Here is a 22,491-nt window from a genome sequence, read left to right on the forward strand (position 1 = left end):
GGTCACTGTCTGGCGGCATGAGACGCACACTGTTCAGCAAAGTGGTGGTCGCGGCAGCGGCCATCTCGTTGAGCCTGGTGGCGGCGCCGAGTGCGGCAGCCTTGCCGGTGGTCGACATGGAAGCGGTGCTCAAAGCGGCGCAGATCGACCCGCGCCGGGCCGACAGCGCGATCACGCCGGGCAGCAAGGACAGCGTCCTGGCCGTCGAGCAGGCGTTGGACGCCAAGGGGTACCTGGCCACACAGTACGTCGACGGACACTTCGGCACGTCGACCATCGCGGCGTATTCGGCGTACCAGAAGTCGTTGGGGTACACCGGGATCGACGCGTCGGGCCTGCCCGGTCCGACCTCGCTCAGGCAGCTGGGCACCGACCGGTACACCGTCAGCAACGTCGTGACCGCGGGCGCCAAGCTGACCTACCACGGCAAGACGATGAACACCCGGACCAAGACGATGCTGGTGGAGGCCGAGCGGTTGCTGGGTATCCAGTTGGGCATCACCCAGGGCTCGTACAACGCTGGTGGTGTCGGCGCGTCAGCCGGCACGCACGACGGTGGCGGTGCCCTGGACATCTCGGTGTCCGGCATGTCCGTGGCCACGCGCAACAACGTGGCCAAGCAGCTGCGCATCGTCGGATTCGCCGCGTGGGTCCGTACTCCCGCCCAAGGCGACTGGGGTTACCACATCCACGCGATCGCGATCTCCGACCCGGACCAGTCGTCCGGCGCGCAGCACCAGTCCGGCGACTACTACCTCGGCAAGAACGGCCTCGCCAACCGTGGCGCCGATGACGGCCCGGCCGTCAGCCCGAAGCGGACTTGGGAGGAGTACCAGCGGATGTGATGCCGTCGCTGGCCACGGCCGAGTCCGTGGCCAGCCGCACCACCCCGCGATCCAGATCGACACCCATCTTCGGCGGCGCGCCCTGCGCCTCCTCCTCACGCATCATCGACACGGTGTCCCGATGTTCCAGCTCGTTGCGCTTTGTGCCGTACCAGAACGCGGTGAACTCGTCGGCCACCGAGGCCGCCATCGGCGTGCCTGTCTGCTTTTTCCGTTTCACCCGGATCAGCTCGTAGCTCCCCACCAGGATCAACAGCAGCACAGCCGCAGGCCCGGACAGCGCCAAGGTCGTTTCCACACTCGCGCAACGATCACGCGGTGACCCGGGTTCCCTGCCCGGAATCTGGGAGTGCTGCGGGATCCGGTGGGTCCGCAATACCCTGCGATGGTGAGTACACCGCTTCCGCTGGTCGACGTCGCCCGGTTCCGCGGGCCTGACCGTGACGAGTTTCTGGCCGAGCTGCGGCGCGCTGCCCACGAGGTGGGCTTCTTCTATGTTGTGGGGCATGGTGTCCCGGAGCGGCTGACCACGGGGATCTTCGAAGTGGCGCGGCGGTTCTTCGGGTTGCCGATCGAGCAGCGGCTGGCGATCGAGAACATCAACTCGCCGCAGTTCCGCGGATACACACGAACGGGTTACGAGTACACCGGCGGGCAGCCTGACTGGCGGGAGCAGATCGATATCGGTCCTGAGCGCGAGGCCCTGCCGCGGGATGGGGACGCGCCCGCGTGGAAACGGTTGATCGGGCCCAATCAATGGCCTGATGGGCTGCCTGAGCTGCGGGAAACCGTGCTCGCGTGGCAGGCGGAGGCGTTGCGGGTCAGCCGGGAGGTGCTGCGGGCGTTGGCGGCGGCGTTGGGGCAGGACGTAGGGTACTTCGACGCCTGGTTCGACGAGGAGGCGTCCACCCACATCAAGATCGTCCGCTATCCCGGGCGGGATGACGCCGACCAGGGCGTGGGTGCGCACAAGGACTACGGCTATCTCGCCTTGCTGCAGCAGGACGACATAGGCGGGCTGCAGGTACAGGCGCAGGACGGCAGTTGGATCGATGCCACGCCGATTCCCGGCAGCTTCGTGTTCAACATCGGCGAGATGCTGGAGATCGCGACGCAGGGCTACCTGACCGCGACCAGGCACCGCGTGCTCAGCCCGCCCGCCGGCGTCGAGCGGTTCTCGGTGCCGTTCTTTCTTGGGCCGCGGCTGGATGCGGTCGTGGAGGCGTTGCAGCTGCCGGAGGAGCTGGCGGCTCAGGCCCGGGGCGTCAGTGATGAGAAGGACAACCCGCTGCACGCTCAGTTCGGGGCGAACGCGCTGGTCGGCTGGCTGCGGTCGCATCCCAAGGTGGCTGAGCGCTGGTGGTCGGACGTGCTCGCATGACGCGGTGGTCGTTCGAGACCCGGCAGATCCATGCCGGTGCGCGGCCTGACCCCACGACGGGTGCCCGCGCGACGCCGCTGTATCAGACGACGTCGTACGTCTTCGACAATGCTGATCATGCGGCTGCGGCGTTCGCGTTGCGGGATCTGGAAACGCACGCGTACAGCAGGCTTTCCAACCCGACGACCGCGGTTGTGGAGGAACGTCTGGCAGACCTGGAGAACGGGTACGCGGCTGTCGCGGTTGCCAGTGGGCAGGCTGCGTCGACGCTCGCTCTGCTGAACATCGCGAGAGCCGGTGACCACATCGTCTCGGCGGCGACCCTGTACGGCGGGACGTACAACCTGTTCGCGTACACGTTCAAGGACTTGGGGATCTCGGTCACGTTCGTCGATCCGGATGATCTCGGCCAATGGCGGGCCGCGGTCCGCCCGGAGACCAAGGCCTTCTACGCCGAGAGCATCGGCAACCCGCTGGGCAACGTGCTTGACGTGGCCGTGGTTGCCGAGATCGCGCATTCCGCCGGTGTGCCGCTGGTTGTCGACAACACTGTGCCGACGCCCTATCTGTCGCGGCCGATCGACCATGGCGCGGATCTGGTGGTGCATTCGACGACCAAGTTCCTGTCCGGGCACGGCACCGGGATCGGTGGCGTGATCATCGACAGTGGACAGTTCGACTTCAGCTCCTGGTCGCAGTTCAGCGAACCCGACCCAAGCTACAACGGCCTGAAGTTCTCGTCCTTCGGCAAGCTCGCTTACGCTCTGCGGCTGCGTACCAAGCTTGTCCGTGACCTCGGACCGGCGGTGTCGCCGTTCAACAGTTTCCTTCTGCTACAAGGCATTGAGACGCTCTCGCTCAGAATGCAACGGCACGTCGCCAATGCGCAGGCCATTGCCGAGTGGCTGTCGGAGCGTGTCGAGCGGGTGCACTACGCGGGGCTTCCCGACAATCGGTGGCACGATGCGGCCAAGCGCTACATGCCCGACGGAGTGGGTGCTGTGGTCGCCTTCGAGCTGGCCGGGCTGGACGAGGGCAAGCGGTTCGTGGACCGGCTGGAACTGTTCAGCCACCTGGCGAATATCGGTGACGTGCGCAGTCTCGTGATCCATCCGGCCTCGACCACACACGCTCAGCTCACCGAGGAGCAGCAACGGGCCAGCGGGGTGACGCCGGGACTCATCCGGCTGTCGGTCGGTCTCGAAGGACTGGCAGACCTGATAGCCGATCTGGAACGGGGATCCGACCATGGGTGAGTTCGCGGGCAACGCCGGCAAGATCCACTATCGCAGCTGGATACCGGACGACCCGACGGCGGTTGTCGTGTTCTTCCACGGGCTCGGGGAACACATCGGCAGCTACGAGCCCTTCGCAGCGGCGCTCAACGAAGCGGGCCTCGCGCTCTGGGCGCACGATCACGCCGGGCACGGCCGCAGCGAAGGCGTGCGGGTCCTGATCAACGACATCGACGACCTGCTCGACGACGCCAGCATCCTGCTCGATCACGCTCGCTCGGCACACGACGCTCTGCCTTTGATCCTGATTGGACACTAGCTCGGTTCCACCGTGGCCACCTTGCTCACGGGCGAACGACTCCTGCCCGCGGGTACGCCGCCCGTGAAGCTCGTCCTGGCCGGATCGAGCCTGGTCCCCAGCGCGGACAACGGATTGGTCGCATTGCTGTCCACCGGCGTCGACCCGATGGATCTGCGCAAAGACCCGGGCGAGATGACCCGCAACACCGGCTACGCCGAGCAGATCCGTAACGACCCGTTCACCTGGCAGGGCGGTATCCGCCTGGAAACCCTGCAGGCCCTGGGTGTCGCGGCCGGGCGAGTGTCCACTGTGCTCCCGTCGATCGACGTGCCGGTCCTGCTCGTGCACGGGGCCAAGGACGACATGGCACCTGTCTCGGGTGCCGAACAGGCCGCGAAAGTGCTGCCAGACGCCCGTACCGCCATCTTCGCCGACGACCTGCACAACATCCTCAACGAACTGGACCGGGACGACGTCTACCGGACGATCATCGAGTTCATCCGATAGTGTTCCCGCTGAGTGGGAATCGGGTCAAATGGTGGGATCTTTGGCATACCATGCCGCGCATGTCGCCTCGAACCTTGTCGCGGGCTGGTGTGGCTGTGGTCGTCGTCGCTTCGGTGGCGGCTTGCAACGCGTCCAAGTCGCCGGACGGGCAGCAGCCCGCGGGTGGGCCGGCCCTGGTGCTGGTCACGCCGAACCCGGTCGGTGTCAACGACTTCCTGAAGCTGGCGGTGCAGGGCGTCGAGGAGTCGGCCAAGAAGCACAACGGCAGCCAGAAGGTCTTCCAGAGCACCGACCCGGCCTCGATCCAGCAGAACCTGGCCGCGGCGGTGCGGGAGAAGCCCGCCGTGGTGGTGGCGGTCGGATTCAACTTCGCGGACGCCATCGCGAGCGAGGCCGAGCAGAACCCGCAGCAGAAGTTCCTGTTCGTGGACTCGTGCACCGCGAAGCCGTTCCCCAATGTCACGTGCGCGGTGTTCCGTGAACACGAAGGCAGTTACCTCGCGGGTGCCGAGGCTGGGTTGCTGAGCAAGACCGGCAAGATCGGGGCGGTAGTGGTGCTGGACACGCCGCAGTTCCGCCGGTTCTCCGTGCCGTTCGGGCAGGGCGCCGAGAAGGCCAAGCCGGGCACCACGTTGACGCCGCTGTACATCGGTGGTGCGAACCCGTTCAACGACCCGGCGCGGGCCAAGGCCTTGGCGGCGACGCTCGCAGGGCAGGGCGTGGACCAGGTGATGGGCGCTGCCTCCGCGGCCGGTAATCCGGGCGTGTTCGAGGCAGCCAAGCAGGGCGGGTTCTTCGCGTACGGCGTCGACGTCAACCAGTGCCCGCTCAGCCCTGGGCAGGTCGTGGACAACGTCGTCAAGCGGACCAACGTCGTGATCACCGACGGCGTCGATTCGATCCTCAGTGGACAAAGCGGCTCGACGAAGTCGTACGGGCTCAAGGAGAACGGGGTCTCACTGACCGGGCTGCAACCGGATGTCGCGTCCTCGCAGTGTGTGGTGGCGCAGAACCAGGACGTGCTGACAAAGGTCGGCGCGCTGCGTGACCAGATCGTCTCGGGCGCGATCACCGTCGATGACCCAGCCAAGTCCTGACGCCGTCGAGCTGCGGGGAATCACCAAGCGGTTTCCCGGCGTGCTCGCCAACTCGGATGTCTCCCTCTCGGTGCGGGCCGGCGAGATCCACGCGCTGATGGGGGAGAACGGCGCGGGCAAGTCCACGCTGATGTCGATCCTGTACGGGCTCCACCAGCCGGACGCCGGCACGATCGCACTGCACGGGCGTGAAGTCTCGTTCACGTCGCCCGCGCAGGCGATCTCGACCGGGGTCGGCATGGTGCACCAGGACTTCGCCCTGTTCCCGCAGCTGACCGTCACCGAGAACGTGATCTTCGGGCGGGAGCCCATCCGCCGTGGCTTCCTCTCACGTAAAGCTGCGAGGGCCGCGGTGGCCTCCTTGATCGACAAGCACGAATTGCGGCTGCGGCCCGATACCCGGATCGCCGATCTACCGGTCGGTCTGCGCCAACAGGTCGAGATCCTCAAGCTGCTCTACCGCGAGGCCTCGATCCTGATCCTGGACGAGCCGACCGCGGTCCTGACGCCCGCGGAGACGTCGAGGCTGTTCGGGGTGCTCCGGGATCTCGCGGCGGCAGGCAAGACCGTGCTGTTCGTGTCGCACAAGCTGCAGGAAGTCCTTGAGGTCAGCGACAACGTGACCGTGCTTCGGGACGGCGAGGTCACCGCACGCGGGGCAACTTCGTCTTTCACGGGTCCCGCGCTGGCGTCGGCGATGACCGGCCGCGCGGTGGACCTGGATCGGACCTATCCTGCAGGATCGCCCGGCAAAGTGGTGCTCGAGATTCCCGGCCTGACGGTATATGCCGGGGAGATCGTGGGGATCGCGGGAAATGGGCAGGCCGAACTGGTCGAGTCGATCACCACGGGTGTGCACGACGAGGTCGCCCACGTGCCCGAATCACGTTCCGAGGTGGGCTCGGCGCCGCATGCGCCCCTCGCGGCGAACCTGGCCGTGGGGTTCCAGCGTCGCCTGGCGAACAAGGGATTTCTGCGGCCGTCCGCGATCAGGGAGCATGCCGGCAAGATCATCGCCAGGTTCGACGTCCGCGGGACCGGCTCGACGATGGACACGTTGTCCGGCGGTAACCAGCAGAAAGCCATTCTCGGCCGGGAACTCACGCATGGCGCGCCGCTGCTTGTGGTCGAACAACCGACCCGCGGTGTGGATGTCGGCGCGATCGAGAACATCCACGCGCAGCTGATCGCCTACCGGGACGCCGGGCACGGCGTGCTGCTGGTCTCGGCGGAACTGAGCGAGATCCTGGCGCTCTCGGACCGGATTCTGGTGATGTACGGGGGCCGGTTCGTGGCCGAGTTCGACCGGGAGAACGCCGATCCCGGCCAGATCGGCCTCGCGATGGCCGGTGGTGCCCGATGAATCGGCGTATCCGGGCCATCGGCATTCCCTTGGTCGCTGCCTTGCTGCTGGGCGCGCTTTTGTTGCTCGCGACTGGAGTTGATCCGCTCGACGCGTATGGCGCGATTCTGTCCGGGGCGTTCGGGCCGGACGGGTTCGCCGACACCCTTTCCTATGTGATTCCCGTGGCGGGTCTGGCCACGGCGTTGGCGATTCCACTGCGGGCCGGAATGGTCAATCTCGGTGGCGAAGGTCAGCTTGTGCTGGGTGCGATCAGTGCGATCGCGGCCGGGTTGTACACGCCAGGGCCTGGATGGGTGAAGGTCCTGGTCGCGTTGGTGGCCGCGATTCTTGCGGGCGGGGCGTACGCGGCATTGGCGGCAGTGTGTGAGAACAGATTCGGTGTGCCGCTGCTGATCAGTACTCTGCTGCTGAGTTATCCGGCGATGTCGCTGGCCGGTTATCTGGTCCGGTTTCCGATGAAAGACGAAGGATCGAGCCTGCCGCAGAGCGCGCAACTCCCGCCTGGCGCACGGCTGCCGGAACTGGTGGGACTGGGGATTGTTCTGCTTGTCGTCATGGTTCGAGACCAAGGTGACCGGGTGGAACCCGAGGTTCGCGGCCTACGCGGGAATCGACCGGCCGAAGCTCACACTCGGATTGCTCGCGTGCTCCGGGGCGACCGCCGGGCTCACCGGGGCTATTGTGGCGATGGACTTTCCGTACCGGTTCATCGACGGTGCCCTGATCACACCGCAGTACACCTGGATCGGGTTGCTGGCGGCATTGCTGGCCAGGGCGAATCCCGTCGCGACACTGCTGGCGGCGGTGTTCTTCGCGACGCAGGTGCCACGGGAACTGACAGCGGTACTGCAGGCCGTGCTGATTCTGTTCCTGGCGGCGGCATCGGGACTTCTGCGCAAGCGAGGTGCCCGTGTTTGACCTCAGCCTGATCTCGTCGGCGCTCACCGCGCTGACGCCGATTCTCTTCGCGGCTTTGGCGGGCGCGTTGTCGCAACGCGCCGGTGTGTTCAACATTTCGCTCGAAGGCACGATGCTGATCGGGTGTTTCGGTGCGGTCGCGGGCAGTTGGTACACCGGAAGTGCCTGGATAGGTGTGCTCGTCGGGGTGATCGCGGCAGCCGCGTATTCCCTGATCCTGGCGATCGGCACGGTCACGTTCGGCGGAGACCCGATTGTCATCGGCGTGGCGGTGAATCTGCTTGCCGTCGGCCTGACGAGTTTCCTGATCCGTACCGTGTTCGGCACCAAAGGCTCGTTCAGTGATCCTGCTTTGCAGGGACTGCAGCCGATTCTGTGGGACCACTCGGCGCTGGTGTACCTGTCGTGGCTGGCTGTGGCCGGCATGGCGATTCTGCTGTACCGGCATCCGTGGGGGCTGCGACTGCGAGGCCTCGGGGAAAACCCCAGTGCGGCAACGAGTCTGGGTGTCAGCGTGACCCGGTACCGATACTGGGTGATCATCGCCGGGGGAGCGCTGTGCGGCTTGGGCGGCGCCCAGTTGGCGTTGGGCTCGGTCACGTTGTTCGCGGAGAACATGACTGCCGGGCGTGGCTGGATCGCGGTCGTGGCCGTGATGCTGGGCCGGGCGGCACCGGCCGGTGTCCTGCTTGCGGCTCTGTTGTTCGGGCTCGCGGAGGCCCTCGGCTTCCGGTTGCAGGGGCTGGGACTGCCGCAGCAGGCCACCGACGCGGCGCCGTACCTGGTCACGCTGGTGGCGTTGTTCGTGTCCGGCTCAAGCTGGTACGCAGCAGCAAAACGCCGTAGGACCGGAAAACAGACATCGTGAACCAGATGTCCGGCCCGTCATTCCACAGTGGAGTGATATACGGCGAGTACAGCGACGGGTACTGTGCCGAGGTCGTGACGATCTTGGGGTCGGACCACGGGCCGGTGAGCTGGGCCGCGGTCCGCAGGTGGATCTGGCCGTTGGGGTCGTCGAGGTACATCATCAGCCAGCGGCGGTAGTACGAGTTCCACCGGACGGACAACTCGCCGACATTGGGCGGCACGATGGTCGCCGCCGAGGCCCGGGAGCGCGTCCACCACTGTCCGTCCCAGTACTCGTAGTCCTCGTGGGCCAGAATCCGGTGCGGGTGCACGCGGGCCAGTTGGACGCCCGCGTACCGGCCACCGGGAATGCCGAAGAAATAGAGGAAGCCGCGCGATTCGACGATCGCGACCTGGCCGAAGTTGCTGTCACCCGGCCAGATCAGGTCCTTGTCCTTGGTCCAGTTCTGGCCGTTGTCGTCGGAGTACGCCAGCCCGGAGTGGTTCAGCGTCCAGTGTCCCGGCGCACCCCACTGTTTGACGGACATGTAGTGCAGAAACAGCCGGTCCCGGACGGCGACGCCGTAGGTGGGGATGACGGTCGTCTCATCGCCGTCGACTTTCTTGGAGGATAAGAGTTCCTTCGCGTGTCCCGGTCTGTCGGTGACCATCTCGGACAACAGCAGTCCCTTGCCGGGGGAACTCGGCGGGTCGATCCACGCCATGCAGTTGCTGCGCCAGTCCTCGTGCGGCACCGACCAGAAGTCGTCGGCCGCCGGGCCGCCGAGCGTGTCGCCGAAGACCATGGCGATCCGGCCCTTGTGCATGAACATGTGCCCGAGATCCGTGCCGTGGATGCCCCACTTGGTGTCGGTCGCGTTCAACGCGCCCTGACCGGCTGTCAGCCGCGCTATTTCGGTGACCCCCAGCTGATCAGGCGCCGCGAACGCGTTCCCAGCCCCGACCCCCAGCCCCAGTAACGTGCCACCTGCGCCCACGAGTAAGCGTCGTCGGTTGACGTTCAAGCGATGCCCCTTCCGGGTAGGGAATTCCCGACGATCGTGGCATCGAACGATTGATCTACCAACCCTTTTCGGCTTGGTGGAAATAGAACACCCGCGGCTCGTCCCGCTGGTTGCGGAACTGTTCGCCGCGCTGCCATCCGGCCGAGTCGTAGAGCGCGCGGGCCGGTGCGTCGGGATGGGTGACGAGCCACCCGGCGCTGTGCTGTTTCATGTATCGGGTGAGCAGTTCACGGCCGATGCCTTTGCCCTGGTGATCGGGGTGCACCATCAGTTCGGCCACGCCCACCGCCGGGGCGACGACATGCGGCAACGCCGAAGCGGGCAGTGAACGGTGGAACGGGGTGTCCGGGACCTCGGCGGGCGCTGGCCAGCCGTAGATGACGCCGATCAGGTCAGTGCCCGCACGGGCGGCGAAGACGGTGAGCCCCGGGTCGGCGAGGTGCTTGTCCACCACGTCGAGATAGATCTCGGTGAGGTTCTCGTTCCAGGGCGGGCCGGAGAAGCAGCGCCCGTAGAGGTCCAGCAGCGGCTCACGGAGCCCGGCCAGCCCGGCGGGAGTCAGTTGATCAATCTGCATGGCGAGATTATTGCCAAAGATGTGCAATAACGCGAGCCTGTTCCCGGACCGCAGCGACGTCCGTCCCACCTGCGATCCGGACACCGGCGTCGGCGCCGGCACTGGCGAACGACTCCACGTCGGGGATCGTTTTCCACTGCCGCGTCAGCACCACGCCTTCGACCATGCCGAACACCAGGTCAGCGGCCAGTTCGTCGGCCCCGGAGTCGAGCACCAGCCGGCGGTAGCGGTCGCGTAGTTCGGCCCGTTCGGCGTGGAATCCGGCGAACCGGGGCGACTGGATCTCCGGGCGCAGGTACAGCACGCCGAGGTTGTGCGGGCCGCCGCACAGCAACGCGAGGTCGAACCGGCACAACGCCCAGAGCTTTGCCAACGGTGGCACAGGGGTTTCGATCAGGGCATGCGCTGTGTGCAGCGACGGCCGGACGGTGCCTTCGAGCAGGACCGCGAGGATGTCTTCCTTGCCGTTGAAGTAGTGGTACAGCGACGCCTGGCGCAGTCCGGCGCGGTCGGCGACGGCCCGCGTGGACGTCGCTGTGAAGCCGTGCTCGATGAACAACTCGGCAGCCGCGTCCAGCAGGTCCTGCCGCGAATCGCGGTCGCCCGCCGACTCGCCGGTTGCTCTCGGTCGGCCGGCCATACTGTGATCCTGCCACGGGGCGTTCCCTCCGGCGCGGATTTCTGTCAAGCTATAGAAATCCGTGACCTGCGACGACAGCATGGAGGGTCCCCGCCTTGAGCACCTCGACGACCTACGGCGCCCGCGATCACGCGCGGGCGCAGGAGATACCTGTGGAAGCGCCGGACATGCCGGCCAACGGTGTCTGGGCGGAGCACGTGGCCCCCGGCGGCTACACGCACAAGGTGATCGCACGCGGCACGGCCGTCCGTCTGGCCAACCCTTTGGGTGGCGCCTGCGCGCATGTCCTGCTGTACAACTCCGACCAGCCGTGGGAACGCCTGAACGTGGCCGACACGGTCAAGGTGCAGTGGAACGCCTACCTGAACCAGGGCAACCTGCTGCTGTCCGACCAGGGACGCGTACTCGCGTCAATTCTGGAGGCCGACGGTGAGCACGACGCGTTGTGCGGCACCAGCCCGGCGGGACGCGCACTGTTCACGCTGGCTGCGGCCAAGAACGGCCTGACCAAGCGGGACCTGCCGCCGAGCCTGTCCTTCTTCCAGAGCGTGCGGGTACAGCCTGATGGCTCGCTCTCACACGAAGGAGCGTCCGGCACGAGCGTGGTCCTTCGCGCGGAGTTGCCGCTGGTCATCCTGATCGCCAACACCGCGCACCCGTTGGACGCCGAAGGAACATGCACCCGCCTGGAGGTCACCGCCTGGCGAGATCAAGCCACCGGACCAGACGACCCGCTGTGGACGGCAACGCCGGAAGGGCGCCGCGCCTTCGAGAACAACGCCGACTACCTGACCGCCAGGGGGATCGCATGAGTACCGTACCTGCGAATGTCGGCTGGTCGGCCAAGGTCGAGAAGGGACAGACGCTGTCGATCGTCGACCTGGAGGGCAACCAGGCCGTCGACTTCCTCGTCTACAGCGCGCACGACACCGCCGAGCGCTACAGCGCGGCGGACACGATCGCGGTGCAGGGCAACATCTTCCTCACCACCGGCAGCGTTCTGATGTCCAACGAACGCAACCCGTTGATGACGGTCGTCGAAGACACCTGCGGACGTCACGACACGATCGGTGGCGCGTGCAGCAAGGAATCCAACACCCTGCGCTACGGCCACCACACACGCCCGCAGCACGCCTGTGTGGAGAACTTCCTCACCGAGGGCGCCAAGTGGGGGCTGGGCAAGCGCGACCTGGTCAGCAACGTCAACTGGTACATGAACGTGCCGGTCGAGCAGGACGGCACGCTCGGCATCGTCGACGGGATCTCCTCACCGGGCCTGAAAGTCGTGCTGCGCGCGGAGACCGACGTGATCGTGCTGATCTCCAACTGCCCGCAGATCAACAACCCGTGCAACGGCTTCAACCCGACGCCGATCGAACTGGTGATCGCCTGATGGCGTTGCTGGTGGCCAACCGCGGCGAGATCGCGGTGCGGATCATCCGCACTGCCCAGCGGTTGGGGATCCGCACAGTCGCTGTGTTCTCCGACGCCGACCGTGGCGCGCCGCATGTCCGGCTCGCCGACAGCGCTGTCTGGCTCGGGCCCGCGCCCGCGCGGGAGAGCTATCTGGTGGTGGATCGCCTGCTTGAGGCGGCTGCCGAGTCCGGTGCGGACGCGATTCACCCTGGGTACGGGTTCCTGTCGGAAAACGCGGACTTCGCGCGCCGAGCCGAGGCGGCCGGCCTGAAGTTCGTCGGCCCGACGCCACATCAGCTGGATCTGTTCGGGGCCAAGCACACCGCCCGTGCGGCCGCGGAGGACGCCGGTGTGCCACTGCTCGCCGGAACCGGCCTGCTATCGGACGTGGACAAGGCCGTGACCGAGGCCGAGCGGATCGGCTATCCGGTGATGCTCAAGGCCACTGCCGGTGGCGGCGGCATCGGCATGCGTGCGTGCCACTCCGCGGATGACCTCGTTGTCGCGTGGGACGCGGTGCAGCGGATGGCGAGCGCGAACTTCGCCGGGTCCGGGGTGTTCCTGGAACGGCTGGTCGAGCGCGCCCGCCATGTCGAGGTCCAGGTCTTCGGCGACGGCGAGGGACGTGTCGTCGCGCTCGGCGACCGGGACTGTTCCCTGCAGCGGCGTAACCAGAAGGTCCTGGAGGAGGCCCCGGCTCCCAATCTGCCGGACCATGTCCGGTCGCTGCTGGCCTCGTCGTCGGTGGCTTTGGCGGCTTCGGTGCAGTACCGCAGCGCGGGCACGGTCGAGTTCGTCTACGACGCGGCCCGTGAAGAAGTCGCGTTCCTCGAGGTCAACACGCGTCTGCAGGTCGAGCACCCGGTCACCGAGGCGGTCTACGGGGTTGACCTCGTGGAATGGATGTTGCGGCTGGCCCAGGGCGACCGGGATTTCGTGGTGCCCGAGCCGATGGGGCACGCCGTGGAAGCCCGTGTGTACGCCGAGGACCCGACCCGGGATTACCAGCCGAGCGCCGGTGCGCTGACCGGGGTGCGATTCCCGTCGGGCGTCCGCGTGGACACGTGGATCGAGCCTGGCGCCGAGGTCAGCCCGCACTACGATCCGATGCTGGCCAAGGTGATCGCCCACGACGTATCGCGTGACCAGGCGTGGCACCGGCTGGGCGAAGCGCTGACCGAAAGCCGCGTCGACGGCATCGAGACGAACCTCGGTCTGCTGCGGGCCAGCTGCACGGACAGCACAGTCCTCGCTGCGGAGCACAGCACGGCCACGCTTGCTTCGGTGCATGATCGTGAACCGCGGATCGAGGTCGTACGTGCTGGCACTATGACAACGGTTCAGGACTGGCCGGGCCGGGTCGGCTACTGGCATGTCGGTGTCCCGCCGTCAGGGCCGATGGACGACCGGTCGTTCCGGCTGGGCAACCGGGTGCTGGGCAACGCTGAGGGCGCGCCCGGTCTTGAGTGCACTGTGGATGGCCCGGCGCTGCGGTTCACCGACGCCACAACGGTTTGTGTTGTCGGCGCGCTTGCCCCTGTCACTGTGGACGGTGTGGCCGTACCGCAGTGGGAGCCTGTGGACGTTCCTGCCGGTGCGACGCTGGACGTCGGGGCCGCGACAGCTGGGCTCCGGACGTATGTGCTGGTCGAGGGCGGTTTGGACGTTCCGCAGTATCTCGGCAGCGCGGCCACGTTCACCCTGGGCAAGTTCGGCGGGCATGGCGGGCGGGCCTTGCGCGTCGGTGACGTGCTGCGGCCTGGCTCAGAGACCGGCGTCCGGGAGACAGTGGCCGACGTGCCGGAGTTCCCCAGCCACTGGGAGATCGCCGCGGTGGAAGGGCCACATGCCGCGCCGGAGTTCTTCACCGTGGCCGACATGGAGACCTTCTACAGCACCGACTGGCAGGTGCATTTCAACTCCGCCCGCACCGGTGTCCGGCTGGTGGGGCCGCGTCCGCAATGGGCCCGGCCGGACGGCGGCGAGGCGGGCCTGCACCCGTCGAACATCCATGACACGCCGTACTCCGTCGGGGCCGTGGACTTCACCGGTGACCTGCCGATCCTGCTGGGGCCTGATGGCCCGAGCCTGGGCGGGTTCGTGTGCCCGGCGACTGTGATCACCGATGAGCGCTGGAAACTCGGGCAGCTGAGGCCGGGCGACACTGTCCGGTTCAAGCCCGTCACGACCACGGGTGCGACCCGCCCGGCGCATCTGGACGGTGGTGTGCTCGATCACTGGGAGGCCACCGCAGCCCGGCCCTCGGTGACCTACAGGCGCAGCGGCGATGACAACCTGCTCGTCGAATACGGGCCGATGCAGCTGGATCTGGCTCTGCGCATGCGGGTTCACGCGCTGGCTTCCGCGCTGTCCGACGAGGGCGTCACGGAGCTGACACCGGGTATCCGGTCGCTGCAGATCCGGTCCGATCCGGACGCGATCCTCGATCTGGTGCAGTCCATCGAGGAGAGCCTGCCCGCGACACACGACCTCGTGGTGCCGAGCCGGACCGTGTACATGCCGTTGTCCTGGGACGACCCCGCGACTCGTGAGGCGATCGCCCGCTACATGGCCGGGGTCCGGGACGACGCGCCGTGGTGCCCGTGGAACATCGAGTTCATCCGGCGGATCAACGGGCTGTCCAGTGTGGACGACGTGTACCGCACCGTGTTCGACGCGGAGTACTTGGTGCTGGGCCTGGGTGACGTCTATCTTGGCGCGCCTGTGGCCACGCCGCTCGACCCACGCCACCGGCTGGTGACAACCAAGTACAACCCTGCTCGCACGTGGACAGCGGAGAACTCCGTCGGCATCGGTGGCGCGTATCTGTGCATCTACGGTATGGAAGGGCCAGGCGGGTACCAGTTCGTCGGCCGGACCGTCCAGGTGTGGCGCAGCTGGGAGCAGGGTGACCCGTGGCAGCTGCGGTTCTTCGACCGGATCCGGTGGTATCCGGTGTCGGCCGAGGAACTGCTGGACCTGCGGGCCGACATGGCCGCGGGCCGGCTGGAGCTGCGGACCGAGCCCGGTGAGTTCGCGTTGGCCGAGCACGAGCAGTTCCTCGCGGCGAACGCGGAAAGCATCGCCTCGTTCCGGGCTCGTCAGGCGGAGGCTTTCGCTGCCGAGCGGGCTGCCTGGGAAGCCGCAGGAGAGTTCGCGCCCCGGCCCGAGCCTGAACTGTCCACAGTGGAAAATGCGACCGTGGTTGCACCACCGGGTGGGCATGTTGTCGAGGCACCGTTCATGTCCACTGTGTGGCGTGTGGACGTACAGCCGGGCGACCACGTGTCGGCAGGCGATCATCTGCTGGCGTTGGAGGCGATGAAGGCCGAATCGGTCGTCTCGGCGCCTGCGGACGGCGAGGTGGTGGAAGTTCTTGTCACGCCCGGCGATCAGGTCGGGCCTGGTACGGCACTGGTGGTATTGGCGGGAAGGACTGCCGCGTGAACCGGGTTTCGCAGGCTTATGAACGTATCCGCCAGGTCGATCGGCCGGAGATCTGGATCGACCTGCGGCCACAGGACGAGGTCCAGGCCGAGTTCGCGGCCGCCCGCGGGCCGCTCGCCGGCAAACTGGTGGCGGTCAAGGGCAACATCGATGTCGCCGGTCTCCCGACGACCGCGGCCTGTCCGGCATATGCGTACCAGCCTTCGGCCGACGCCCCGGTGATCGCTCAGTTGCGTGCGGCCGGGGCGGTCGTGCTCGGCACCACGAACATGGATCAGTTCGCCACCGGGCTCGTGGGGACTCGCAGTCCGCACGGCGCGGTGCGCAACGCCATCGATCCCGCCCGGGTGTCCGGCGGGTCGAGTTCAGGCTCCGCGGTAGCAGTTGCGCTGGGCATTGTGGACATCGCCCTCGGCACGGACACCGCAGGCTCCGGCCGGGTTCCGGCAGCGTTCAACGGAATCGTCGGGCTGAAACCCACCTACGGGCTGATCTCCACGGACGGGGTCGTGCCCGCGTGCCGGAGCCTGGACTGTGTCTCGATCTTCGCCCGGACCGTCCGGGAGGCTTCGCAGGCCCTGGCGTGTGTGTCCGCGCAGCCCCCGGCTCCGGTGTTGCCGCTGCCTTACCGGCTGGGTGTGCCCTCCGACCTGGGCGCGCTGGCTCCAGGATGGGCCGAGGCCTTCGCCGCTGCGGCTTCCCGGTTCGCCGGTGCCACACTTGTTCCGATCGATATCTCGCCTTTTGTCGCTGTGGCAAGGCTTTTGTACGAAGGCTCGTTTGTCGCGGAGCGGTACACCGCGGTCGGCGAGTTCATCGACGCGCACAGGTCCGAAGTGGACCCCACGGTGGCCGCGATCATCTCGTCCGCCCGGGATGTCCCAGCTCACAAGTTCTTCCGTGATCAGGAAGAACTCGCCCGCCTCGACTCACTCGCAGCAGCCCAATTGGACCTCGTCGACGCCCTTCTGATCCCGACGACCGTGGAACATCCGACAATCGCCGAGGTCGAAGCGGATCCGATCGGCGTCAACGCCCGGCTGGGCCGATTCACCAACTTCGCCAACCTGCTCGGGCTGGCCGCACTCGCCATCCCCGCGGGCACCGTGGACGGCCTGCCGTTCGGGGTTTCCCTGGTGGGCAAGGCATTCACCGACAACACCCTGGCCGCGATGGCTGAGCAGCTGACCTCGGCGGACACACACGCCCATGGCGAGGAACCCCGCGACGAAGCCTCCCGGCCAGCTGGGCTGGGCAGAGCCGCGACCCAGGTCCGGGCGAAGACTGCGCAGATCGCGGTGGTCGGCGCACATCTGACCGGCCAGCCGTTGAACAACGAACTGGTGTCACGCGGGGGAGTGCTGACCCAGCAGACCAAAACCGCGCCCGCGTACCGCCTCTACGCACTGGACACCGTCCCACCCAAGCCCGGCCTGGTCAGGGACCTGGCCGGCGCGGCCGTCGAGGCTGAGGTGTGGGAGCTGCCGGTCGCGGAGTTCGGGTCGTTCGTCGCGGCTCTGCCCAGCCCGATGGCCATCGGCAAGGTCGAACTCGCCGACGGCACCTGGGTGCCCGGCTTCACCTGCGAGCGGCACGCCCTGACCGGCGCCGAGGAGATCACCTCATACGGCGGCTGGCGGGCCTATTTGAACCGAGGCTAGGGGCCTTGAACCGAGGTTGAGGGCTTTGAACCGAGGATGGGGGAGCCTGGGGCTGCGCGGACACACGCCAGGGCCCGCGAAGCCTCCCGGACTGTCCGGGTCCGGGCGAAGATCGAGACCTGGCGAAGATCGAGGCCTTGTGCCGAGAGCCGTCCACGGTGCCTGCCGGATCGCGGTGCCTGCCGGGATGGCGAGTGCGGTCGGCCCGAGCAGGTCCGCCTGAGCCACCGTCCTGATGCACCGTCGGCGAGTTCGACCTTGCCGATCGCCATCGGGCTGGATCGAGGTCTGCCTGCCTGAGTCTCTGCGAGGTCCGCTTGAGTCGTCGAGGTCCGCCCACCTGACTCTCTGCGGGATCCGCCTGCCCCACTGAGGTCCGCCCACCTGAGCCCCTGCCTGCACTCTCTGCGGGATCTGCTTGAGTCTACGCGGCCGCCGTTTTGGTCTGTCTGCCTCCTCCCCGTGCACGACTTCAACTACGGAACGATCGTGACCCCGGCAACAGTTCCACTCCGGCAAGACGAACCCGTGCGAATGGACCGTTCGCACGGATTTACCCGGTGGAGTTGAGGGGCGGCTTCGACGCATCGCCTAGTGGAGGCGTCCCGGGCAGGACGCCTCCACTTGAGCATCGGGCCCAGCCGTGTACGTTCGCGACAGCCGGGCCGGATGTGGGCACCGCCGAAATGCCCGAAGAGACAACCCACCTCACGCAAGCCGGGGCAGACCCTCATCGAGCGGGAACTCGGTCAGAGAACCTCGGCCTTGGTGATGGTGACGTCCTGCTTGGGCACGTCCTGGTGGCCGCTGGCGTTGCCGGTGGGCACGGCCGCGATCGCGTCCACGGTCTCGGTGCCCTCGACGACCTTGCCGAAGACGGCGTAGCCCCAGCCCTGACCGGCCGGTGCGGTGTGGTTGAGGAAGTCGTTGTCCGAGGTGTTGATGAAGAACTGCGCGGTGGCCGAGTGCGGGTCGGACGTACGGGCCATCGCCACGGTGTAGTGGTTGTTCTTCAGGCCGTTCTGGGCCTCGTTCTTGATCGGCGTGCCGGTCGGCTTCTGCCGCAGGCCCGGCTCGAAGCCGCCGCCCTGGATCATGAACGTCTGGATGACGCGGTGGAAAATCGTGCCGTCGTAGTGGCCGTTGTTCACGTAACCGAGGAAGTTCTCCACGGTCGCGGGTGCGTTCGCGGCGTCCAGCTCGATCACGATCGGGCCGTGCGAAGTGTGCAGCTTGACTTGTGTCATGCCGCCATTCTGCCGTGCGCGGTTTTCGTGGTTCCGAACGGGACTCTTGCGCACCGTCGCATTCGGCACATCAAGGTCAGGCCGTGATTCTGAGTGCGATCAACGACACTGTCCCGACCAGCAGCGTGGACATGGCGCCCAGCAGGATGCCACGCCGGCCGGTGCGGACCAGCTCGGCGATCCGGACTGCGCTGCCGAGTGCCACCATGGCCGCGGCGAACAGCACAGTTGTCGTGATTTTCACTCCATCGAGTAGAAATCCCGGCACCATTCCGGTACTGCGCAACGCGATCATGGCGAGGAACCCCGCGACGAACAACGGCATGACCGGTGGCCGGCCGCCCTGCTTGCGTTGCACCAGACCGACACCTGCGACCATCGGTGCCAGCAGCACCACTCGCGTCAACTTCACGATCACTGCTGCCGCAACGGCCGTCGCGCCGGCGGGGGACGCTGCCGCGACGACCTGCGCGACCTCATGCACGCTCAAACCCGCCCATTTACCGAGGAACTCACTGTCCATGCCCGCGCCGATGAGCGGCACAAGGGCGATCGCGGCGCTGCCGTAGAGCGTGACCAGCGTGACACCTGCCGCGACATCTTGCTTGTCTGTCTTGGCAACGCTGTCCATCGCCGCGATCGCCGACGCGCCGCAGATCGAGAAACCGGTTGCCACGAGCAGACCGAGTCCTTTGGGGACACCCACCAGGCGGGCGAGCGCCAGTGTGCCGCCGAAACTCACCAGGACCGTGAGCACGACGGCCACCACTGTGCCCCAGCCCAGCCTTGTCACGTCCTGCACACTCAACTGCAAGCCCAGCAGCACAACGCCGGTACGCAGGAACTTGCGTGTGACCCACTGCAAGCCGGTATCGGTGTTATCTGGCAACTTTCCGCCGATCAACACTCCAATGAGGACAGCCACGGTCAACGCGCTGAGCACCGGCAGCACGGCGTTGACCGCCAGCGCCACCGCCGCCCCGATGATCGCGATCGCGACGCCAGGGACCTTCGTGCGCTGCGGTGTGTACACAGCTATGAGGGTCCCCGCGCCGCGACAATCCCGGTAGCCAGTACATCTCGCCCAGGTCATAGCCCACGTGCATGAGCTACCTTACGGCTATGCCAGGTGACCAGGAGGTATGGCAACGGCCGCCACTCACGCCGGAGCAGAAGCGCGCCGATGTCTGGCTCGCGCTCGCGGCTGTCGCATGCGCCGTCATGATGACCGTGCTGACCAGCAGCATGGGCATCGTGCCGTTGGAAGAGGCGCCATCATTCACCGAACAGCTCGCGTGGGGCCTCGTGCTGACCGTGCCGTTGGTCATGCGGCGCCGGTTTCCCCTGGTTGTGCTTTTCTTGATCGCGGCGTTGTACATCGCCGCGCAGTCGAGGCGGATCGGCGACAACCTCGTACCTTCGTTGGCGTTGTTCATCGCCTTGTACAGCGCGGGGGTGTGGGCACCGAGCCGGACCGCGGCCAACTGGGCACGGATTTCGGTCATCGTGGCGATGTTCGGCTGGATGGCCTATTCGTTCATCGTCGCGCTGTCGGCGCCGATACGGAAGTTCCCCGACGCCGCCGGGCCGTTGCCGCCCCTGCTGGCGTCCGTGATCTACGGCATCGTGTTCAACCTGATGTTCTTCATCGGCGCCTACTACTTCGGCAACGTGGCGTATCTGGCTGCTCGTCGCCGGGCTGAACTCGAGCAACGCGCTGAGGAGCTGCGGCTATCGCAGGAGCAGAACACACGCGGGGCGATCGTCGCTGAACGGGTTCGTATCGCACGTGACCTGCACGACGTGGTTGCCCACCACGTGTCGGTGATGGGCGTGCAGGCAGGAGCCGCGCGGCGTGTATTCGACAAGGACCCTGTGATGGCGCAGGAGGCGCTGCAGACCGTCGAGAAGACAGCACGCGTCGCCATAGGGGAGTTGCGCGGGTTGCTCGGCGTGCTGCGGGCCGAGGATTCGGACGTCCCGGAGACCCACCCGCCCTCACCTGGGCTTGACCGCTTGCCTGAGCTGGTTTCGTCGGCGAAGTCAGCCGGGATCGACGTCGAGTACGGCGTGTTCGGAGAGACCTGGGCTGTGCCTGAGGCGGTGGCGCTGTCGGCGTACCGCGTGGTCCAGGAGGCGCTGACCAACGTCGTCAAACATGCGGGCGCCAAGACGGCCCACGTGCGGATTCGCTACCTCACACAGTCGCTCGAGGTCGAAGTCACCGACGACGGCCGGAGTACGGCTACGACGTCGAACGGATTCGGCCTGGTCGGCATGCGTGAACGCGTCGCCGTGCACAGCGGCGAACTCGAAGCAGGCCCACGGCGGGACGGTGGATACCGTGTCCGCGTCAGCTTTCCCAAGGAGCCAGTGTGACGTTACGGGTCGTGCTCGCCGATGATCAGGATCTCGTCCGGGCCGGATTCCGGGTCATCCTCGGCGCGGAGGACGACATCGAGGTCGTGGGCGAGGCGGGCGACGGGTTGACCGCGGTGAGCCTGGTGGAGTCGCTGACGCCGGACGTGGTGCTGATGGACGTCCAGATGCCCGGTGTCGACGGCCTGGAGGCGACCCGGCGGATCCTCAGCGCGCCGGGCAACACGTCGAAGGTCGTCATCCTGACCACGTTCGACCGTGAGGACTACCTGTTCGAGGCGCTGCGGGCCGGGGCGAGCGGCTTCCTGCTGAAAAACGCGTCCCCCGAGGACCTCGTGGAGTCCGTGCACGTGGTCGCCCGCGGCGACGGCCTGTTGTCTCCGGAGGTCACGCGCCGGGTCATCGCCCGGTTCTCCGGCAACGCCCCGCAGGCGTTGAAGCGCCCGGCCGAACTCACCGACCGCGAGTTCGAAGTGCTGGTCCAGCTCGCGCGTGGAGCGACCAACGCCGAGATCGCCAAGCAGCTGTACCTGGGCGAGACGACGGTGAAGACGCACGTGTCCCGGATCCTGACCAAACTCGGGCTGCGCGACCGTACCCACGCGGTCGTCTTCGCGTACGAGAACGGCATCGTCGCGCCAGGCCAGGTCGGCCGCGCGGAGGATCTCTAGCTCCATCTCGCGCCGGACGCCGTGCGCCCGTGCGTTCTCTAGTCTTCCGGGCATGTTGAAGGTGACATCGGTCAGCCGGAGTTTCGGCGACCACCTGGTGCTCGACGACGTGTCGTTCGCCGTCTCGCCCGGCCGGATGACCGGCTTCCTGGGGGCCAACGGCTCCGGCAAGACGACCACGATGCGGATCATCCTCGGCGTCCTGGCGCCCCACGGCGGAAGCGTCACATGGCAAGGGGTGCCGGTCACTTCCAGGCAGCACTTCGGGTACATGCCCGAGGAGCGCGGCCTGTACCCGAAGATGAAGGTGGCCGAGCAGATCACCTGGCTCGGCCAGCTGCACGGCCTTTCGCACACGGCGGCCCGTCGTAACACCTTGCAGCTGCTTGAGCAGCTGGAGCTGGCTGACCGGGCCGGCTCCGCGCTCGAAGAGCTCTCCCTGGGCAACCAGCAACGCGCCCAGATCGCCGCGGCCCTGGTGCACGACCCGTCGATGCTCATCCTCGACGAGCCGTTCTCCGGCCTCGACCCGCTTGCCGTCGACACTGTCCTGGCGGTGCTCCGGGACCGTGCGGCCGGGGGAGTCCCGGTGCTGTTCTCCAGCCACCAGCTGTCGGTGGTCGAACGCCTCTGCGACGACGTCGTGATCATCTCCAACGGAGTCATCAAGGCAAGCGGCGCCCGCGAAGAGCTGCGTGCCCAGTACGGCACAGCGCGCTTCGAACTCGTCGTGGACTCCGACGCAGGCTGGCTCCGTGACTACCCAGGTATTCGCGTGGTCGACGTCGACGGCCCCCGCGCGGTCTTCGAACCCGATGCCACCGCCGCCGAACAACAAGTCCTTTCCAGCGCCCTGCAACGCGGCCCGGTCCGCAGCTTCACTCCGGTGGTCCCCTCCCTGGAGGAAATCTTCAAGGAGGTGATCTGAG

At 67.0% G+C, this 22,491-nt stretch carries 22 protein-coding genes and 1 pseudogene; 17 read left to right on the top strand and 6 right to left on the bottom strand.

Features of this window, described 5'->3' with window-relative positions:
* Positions 1-29: 29 nt before the first annotated feature.
* Complete coding sequence (locus JOF56_RS38265; protein WP_372448399.1) at positions 30-845, top strand: peptidoglycan-binding domain-containing protein; 816 nt, start codon at positions 30-32, stop codon at positions 843-845.
* Here the strand turns inward: JOF56_RS38265 and JOF56_RS38270 are convergent.
* Positions 805-1,143: a DUF6191 domain-containing protein gene (locus JOF56_RS38270; RefSeq protein ID WP_307855439.1), complete on the bottom strand. Its 339-nt coding sequence runs from the start codon at positions 1,141-1,143 to the stop codon at positions 805-807. The genes JOF56_RS38265 and JOF56_RS38270 overlap by 41 nt on opposite strands.
* 87 nt (positions 1,144-1,230) lie before the next feature.
* Here JOF56_RS38270 and JOF56_RS38275 point away from each other — a divergent pair, with 87 nt between their 5' ends.
* The 9 genes and pseudogenes from JOF56_RS38275 to JOF56_RS38305 all read left to right on the top strand — a co-directional run bounded on the left by JOF56_RS38275 (position 1,231) and on the right by JOF56_RS38305 (position 8,518).
* The gene (locus JOF56_RS38275; protein WP_209644305.1) at positions 1,231-2,226 is read left to right on the top strand and encodes an isopenicillin N synthase family dioxygenase; all 996 of its coding nucleotides are present in this window, start codon (positions 1,231-1,233) and stop codon (positions 2,224-2,226) included.
* Complete coding sequence (locus JOF56_RS38280; protein ID WP_209644306.1) at positions 2,223-3,482, top strand: O-acetylhomoserine aminocarboxypropyltransferase/cysteine synthase family protein; 1,260 nt, start codon at positions 2,223-2,225, stop codon at positions 3,480-3,482. Before JOF56_RS38275 ends, JOF56_RS38280 begins: the two co-directional genes overlap by 4 nt.
* Entirely contained in the window at positions 3,475-3,780 is a 306-nt protein-coding gene (locus JOF56_RS58525) for an alpha/beta fold hydrolase (RefSeq protein ID WP_245378544.1), read from the top strand. The genes JOF56_RS38280 and JOF56_RS58525 overlap by 8 nt, the downstream gene beginning before the upstream one ends.
* 12 nt (positions 3,781-3,792) lie before the next feature.
* A complete protein-coding gene (locus tag JOF56_RS38285; RefSeq protein ID WP_307855440.1) occupies positions 3,793-4,269 on the top strand; it encodes an alpha/beta hydrolase in 477 nt (158 codons plus the stop codon).
* A 59-nt stretch (positions 4,270-4,328) separates the two neighbouring features.
* The gene (locus JOF56_RS38290; protein WP_245378545.1) at positions 4,329-5,366 is read left to right on the top strand and encodes a BMP family ABC transporter substrate-binding protein; all 1,038 of its coding nucleotides are present in this window, start codon (positions 4,329-4,331) and stop codon (positions 5,364-5,366) included.
* Positions 5,347-6,729, top strand: coding sequence for an ABC transporter ATP-binding protein (locus JOF56_RS38295; RefSeq protein WP_209644307.1), 1,383 nt, complete (start codon positions 5,347-5,349; stop codon positions 6,727-6,729). Before JOF56_RS38290 ends, JOF56_RS38295 begins: the two co-directional genes overlap by 20 nt.
* Positions 6,726-7,124 (top strand): annotated as a pseudogene (locus JOF56_RS60850) (ABC transporter permease); the annotation flags it as partial. The gene JOF56_RS38295 and the pseudogene JOF56_RS60850, both read left to right, overlap by 4 nt.
* 154 nt (positions 7,125-7,278) lie before the next feature.
* The gene (locus JOF56_RS58530; protein ID WP_245378546.1) at positions 7,279-7,650 is read left to right on the top strand and encodes an ABC transporter permease subunit; all 372 of its coding nucleotides are present in this window, start codon (positions 7,279-7,281) and stop codon (positions 7,648-7,650) included.
* Positions 7,643-8,518, top strand: a complete 876-nt coding sequence (locus JOF56_RS38305) for an ABC transporter permease (protein ID WP_209644308.1) — start codon at positions 7,643-7,645, stop codon at positions 8,516-8,518. The genes JOF56_RS58530 and JOF56_RS38305 overlap by 8 nt, the downstream gene beginning before the upstream one ends.
* Here JOF56_RS38305 and JOF56_RS38310 read toward each other — a convergent pair.
* Genes JOF56_RS38310 through JOF56_RS38320 form a run of 3 tightly spaced genes read right to left on the bottom strand, consistent with a single transcriptional unit; the run spans position 8,436 to position 10,741 of the window.
* Positions 8,436-9,524: a glycoside hydrolase family 183 protein gene (locus JOF56_RS38310; protein ID WP_209644309.1), complete on the bottom strand. Its 1,089-nt coding sequence runs from the start codon at positions 9,522-9,524 to the stop codon at positions 8,436-8,438. The two genes, JOF56_RS38305 and JOF56_RS38310, sit on opposite strands and share 83 nt — an antisense overlap.
* 55 nt (positions 9,525-9,579) lie before the next feature.
* Positions 9,580-10,101 carry a GNAT family N-acetyltransferase gene (locus JOF56_RS38315; RefSeq protein WP_209644310.1) on the bottom strand — a complete coding sequence of 174 codons (522 nt, stop codon included), beginning with the start codon at positions 10,099-10,101 and terminating at the stop codon, positions 9,580-9,582.
* A gap of 7 nt (positions 10,102-10,108) precedes the next feature.
* Positions 10,109-10,741 carry a TetR/AcrR family transcriptional regulator gene (locus JOF56_RS38320; protein WP_209644311.1) on the bottom strand — a complete coding sequence of 211 codons (633 nt, stop codon included), beginning with the start codon at positions 10,739-10,741 and terminating at the stop codon, positions 10,109-10,111.
* A gap of 95 nt (positions 10,742-10,836) precedes the next feature.
* Between JOF56_RS38320 and JOF56_RS38325 the strand changes: the two genes are divergently transcribed.
* From JOF56_RS38325 to atzF, 4 genes are read left to right on the top strand one after another with little or no spacing between them, the layout of a single operon-like run.
* Positions 10,837-11,553 carry a DUF1989 domain-containing protein gene (locus JOF56_RS38325; RefSeq protein WP_245378547.1) on the top strand — a complete coding sequence of 239 codons (717 nt, stop codon included), beginning with the start codon at positions 10,837-10,839 and terminating at the stop codon, positions 11,551-11,553.
* Positions 11,550-12,134 carry an urea amidolyase associated protein UAAP2 gene (locus JOF56_RS38330; RefSeq protein ID WP_209644312.1) on the top strand — a complete coding sequence of 195 codons (585 nt, stop codon included), beginning with the start codon at positions 11,550-11,552 and terminating at the stop codon, positions 12,132-12,134. The genes JOF56_RS38325 and JOF56_RS38330 overlap by 4 nt, the downstream gene beginning before the upstream one ends.
* Entirely contained in the window at positions 12,134-15,604 is a 3,471-nt protein-coding gene (locus JOF56_RS38335; protein ID WP_209644313.1) for a 5-oxoprolinase/urea amidolyase family protein, read from the top strand. Before JOF56_RS38330 ends, JOF56_RS38335 begins: the two co-directional genes overlap by 1 nt.
* The gene (gene atzF, locus JOF56_RS38340; protein ID WP_209644314.1) at positions 15,601-17,265 is read left to right on the top strand and encodes an allophanate hydrolase; all 1,665 of its coding nucleotides are present in this window, start codon (positions 15,601-15,603) and stop codon (positions 17,263-17,265) included. Before JOF56_RS38335 ends, atzF begins: the two co-directional genes overlap by 4 nt.
* A gap of 749 nt (positions 17,266-18,014) precedes the next feature.
* Here atzF and JOF56_RS38345 read toward each other — a convergent pair.
* Both JOF56_RS38345 and JOF56_RS38350 read right to left on the bottom strand, forming a co-directional pair.
* The gene (locus tag JOF56_RS38345) at positions 18,015-18,512 is read right to left on the bottom strand and encodes a peptidylprolyl isomerase (RefSeq protein WP_209644315.1); all 498 of its coding nucleotides are present in this window, start codon (positions 18,510-18,512) and stop codon (positions 18,015-18,017) included.
* A gap of 76 nt (positions 18,513-18,588) precedes the next feature.
* The gene (locus tag JOF56_RS38350) at positions 18,589-19,551 is read right to left on the bottom strand and encodes a YeiH family protein (protein ID WP_307855820.1); all 963 of its coding nucleotides are present in this window, start codon (positions 19,549-19,551) and stop codon (positions 18,589-18,591) included.
* Between the two features lie 83 nt (positions 19,552-19,634).
* On the opposite strand from JOF56_RS38350, the gene JOF56_RS38355 reads away from it, so the two are divergent.
* Genes JOF56_RS38355 through JOF56_RS38365 form a run of 3 tightly spaced genes read left to right on the top strand, consistent with a single transcriptional unit; the run spans position 19,635 to position 22,490 of the window.
* A complete protein-coding gene (locus JOF56_RS38355; protein ID WP_245378548.1) occupies positions 19,635-20,891 on the top strand; it encodes a sensor histidine kinase in 1,257 nt (418 codons plus the stop codon).
* Complete coding sequence (locus tag JOF56_RS38360) at positions 20,888-21,562, top strand: response regulator (protein ID WP_209644318.1); 675 nt, start codon at positions 20,888-20,890, stop codon at positions 21,560-21,562. The genes JOF56_RS38355 and JOF56_RS38360 overlap by 4 nt, the downstream gene beginning before the upstream one ends.
* Before the next feature lie 52 nt (positions 21,563-21,614).
* Positions 21,615-22,490 (top strand): ABC transporter ATP-binding protein, encoded by an 876-nt coding sequence (locus JOF56_RS38365; protein ID WP_209644319.1) that lies wholly within the window; start codon positions 21,615-21,617, stop codon positions 22,488-22,490.
* Position 22,491 lies beyond the last annotated feature (1 nt).

Source organism: Kibdelosporangium banguiense (assembly GCF_017876405.1).
GTDB lineage: Bacteria > Actinomycetota > Actinomycetes > Mycobacteriales > Pseudonocardiaceae > Kibdelosporangium > Kibdelosporangium banguiense.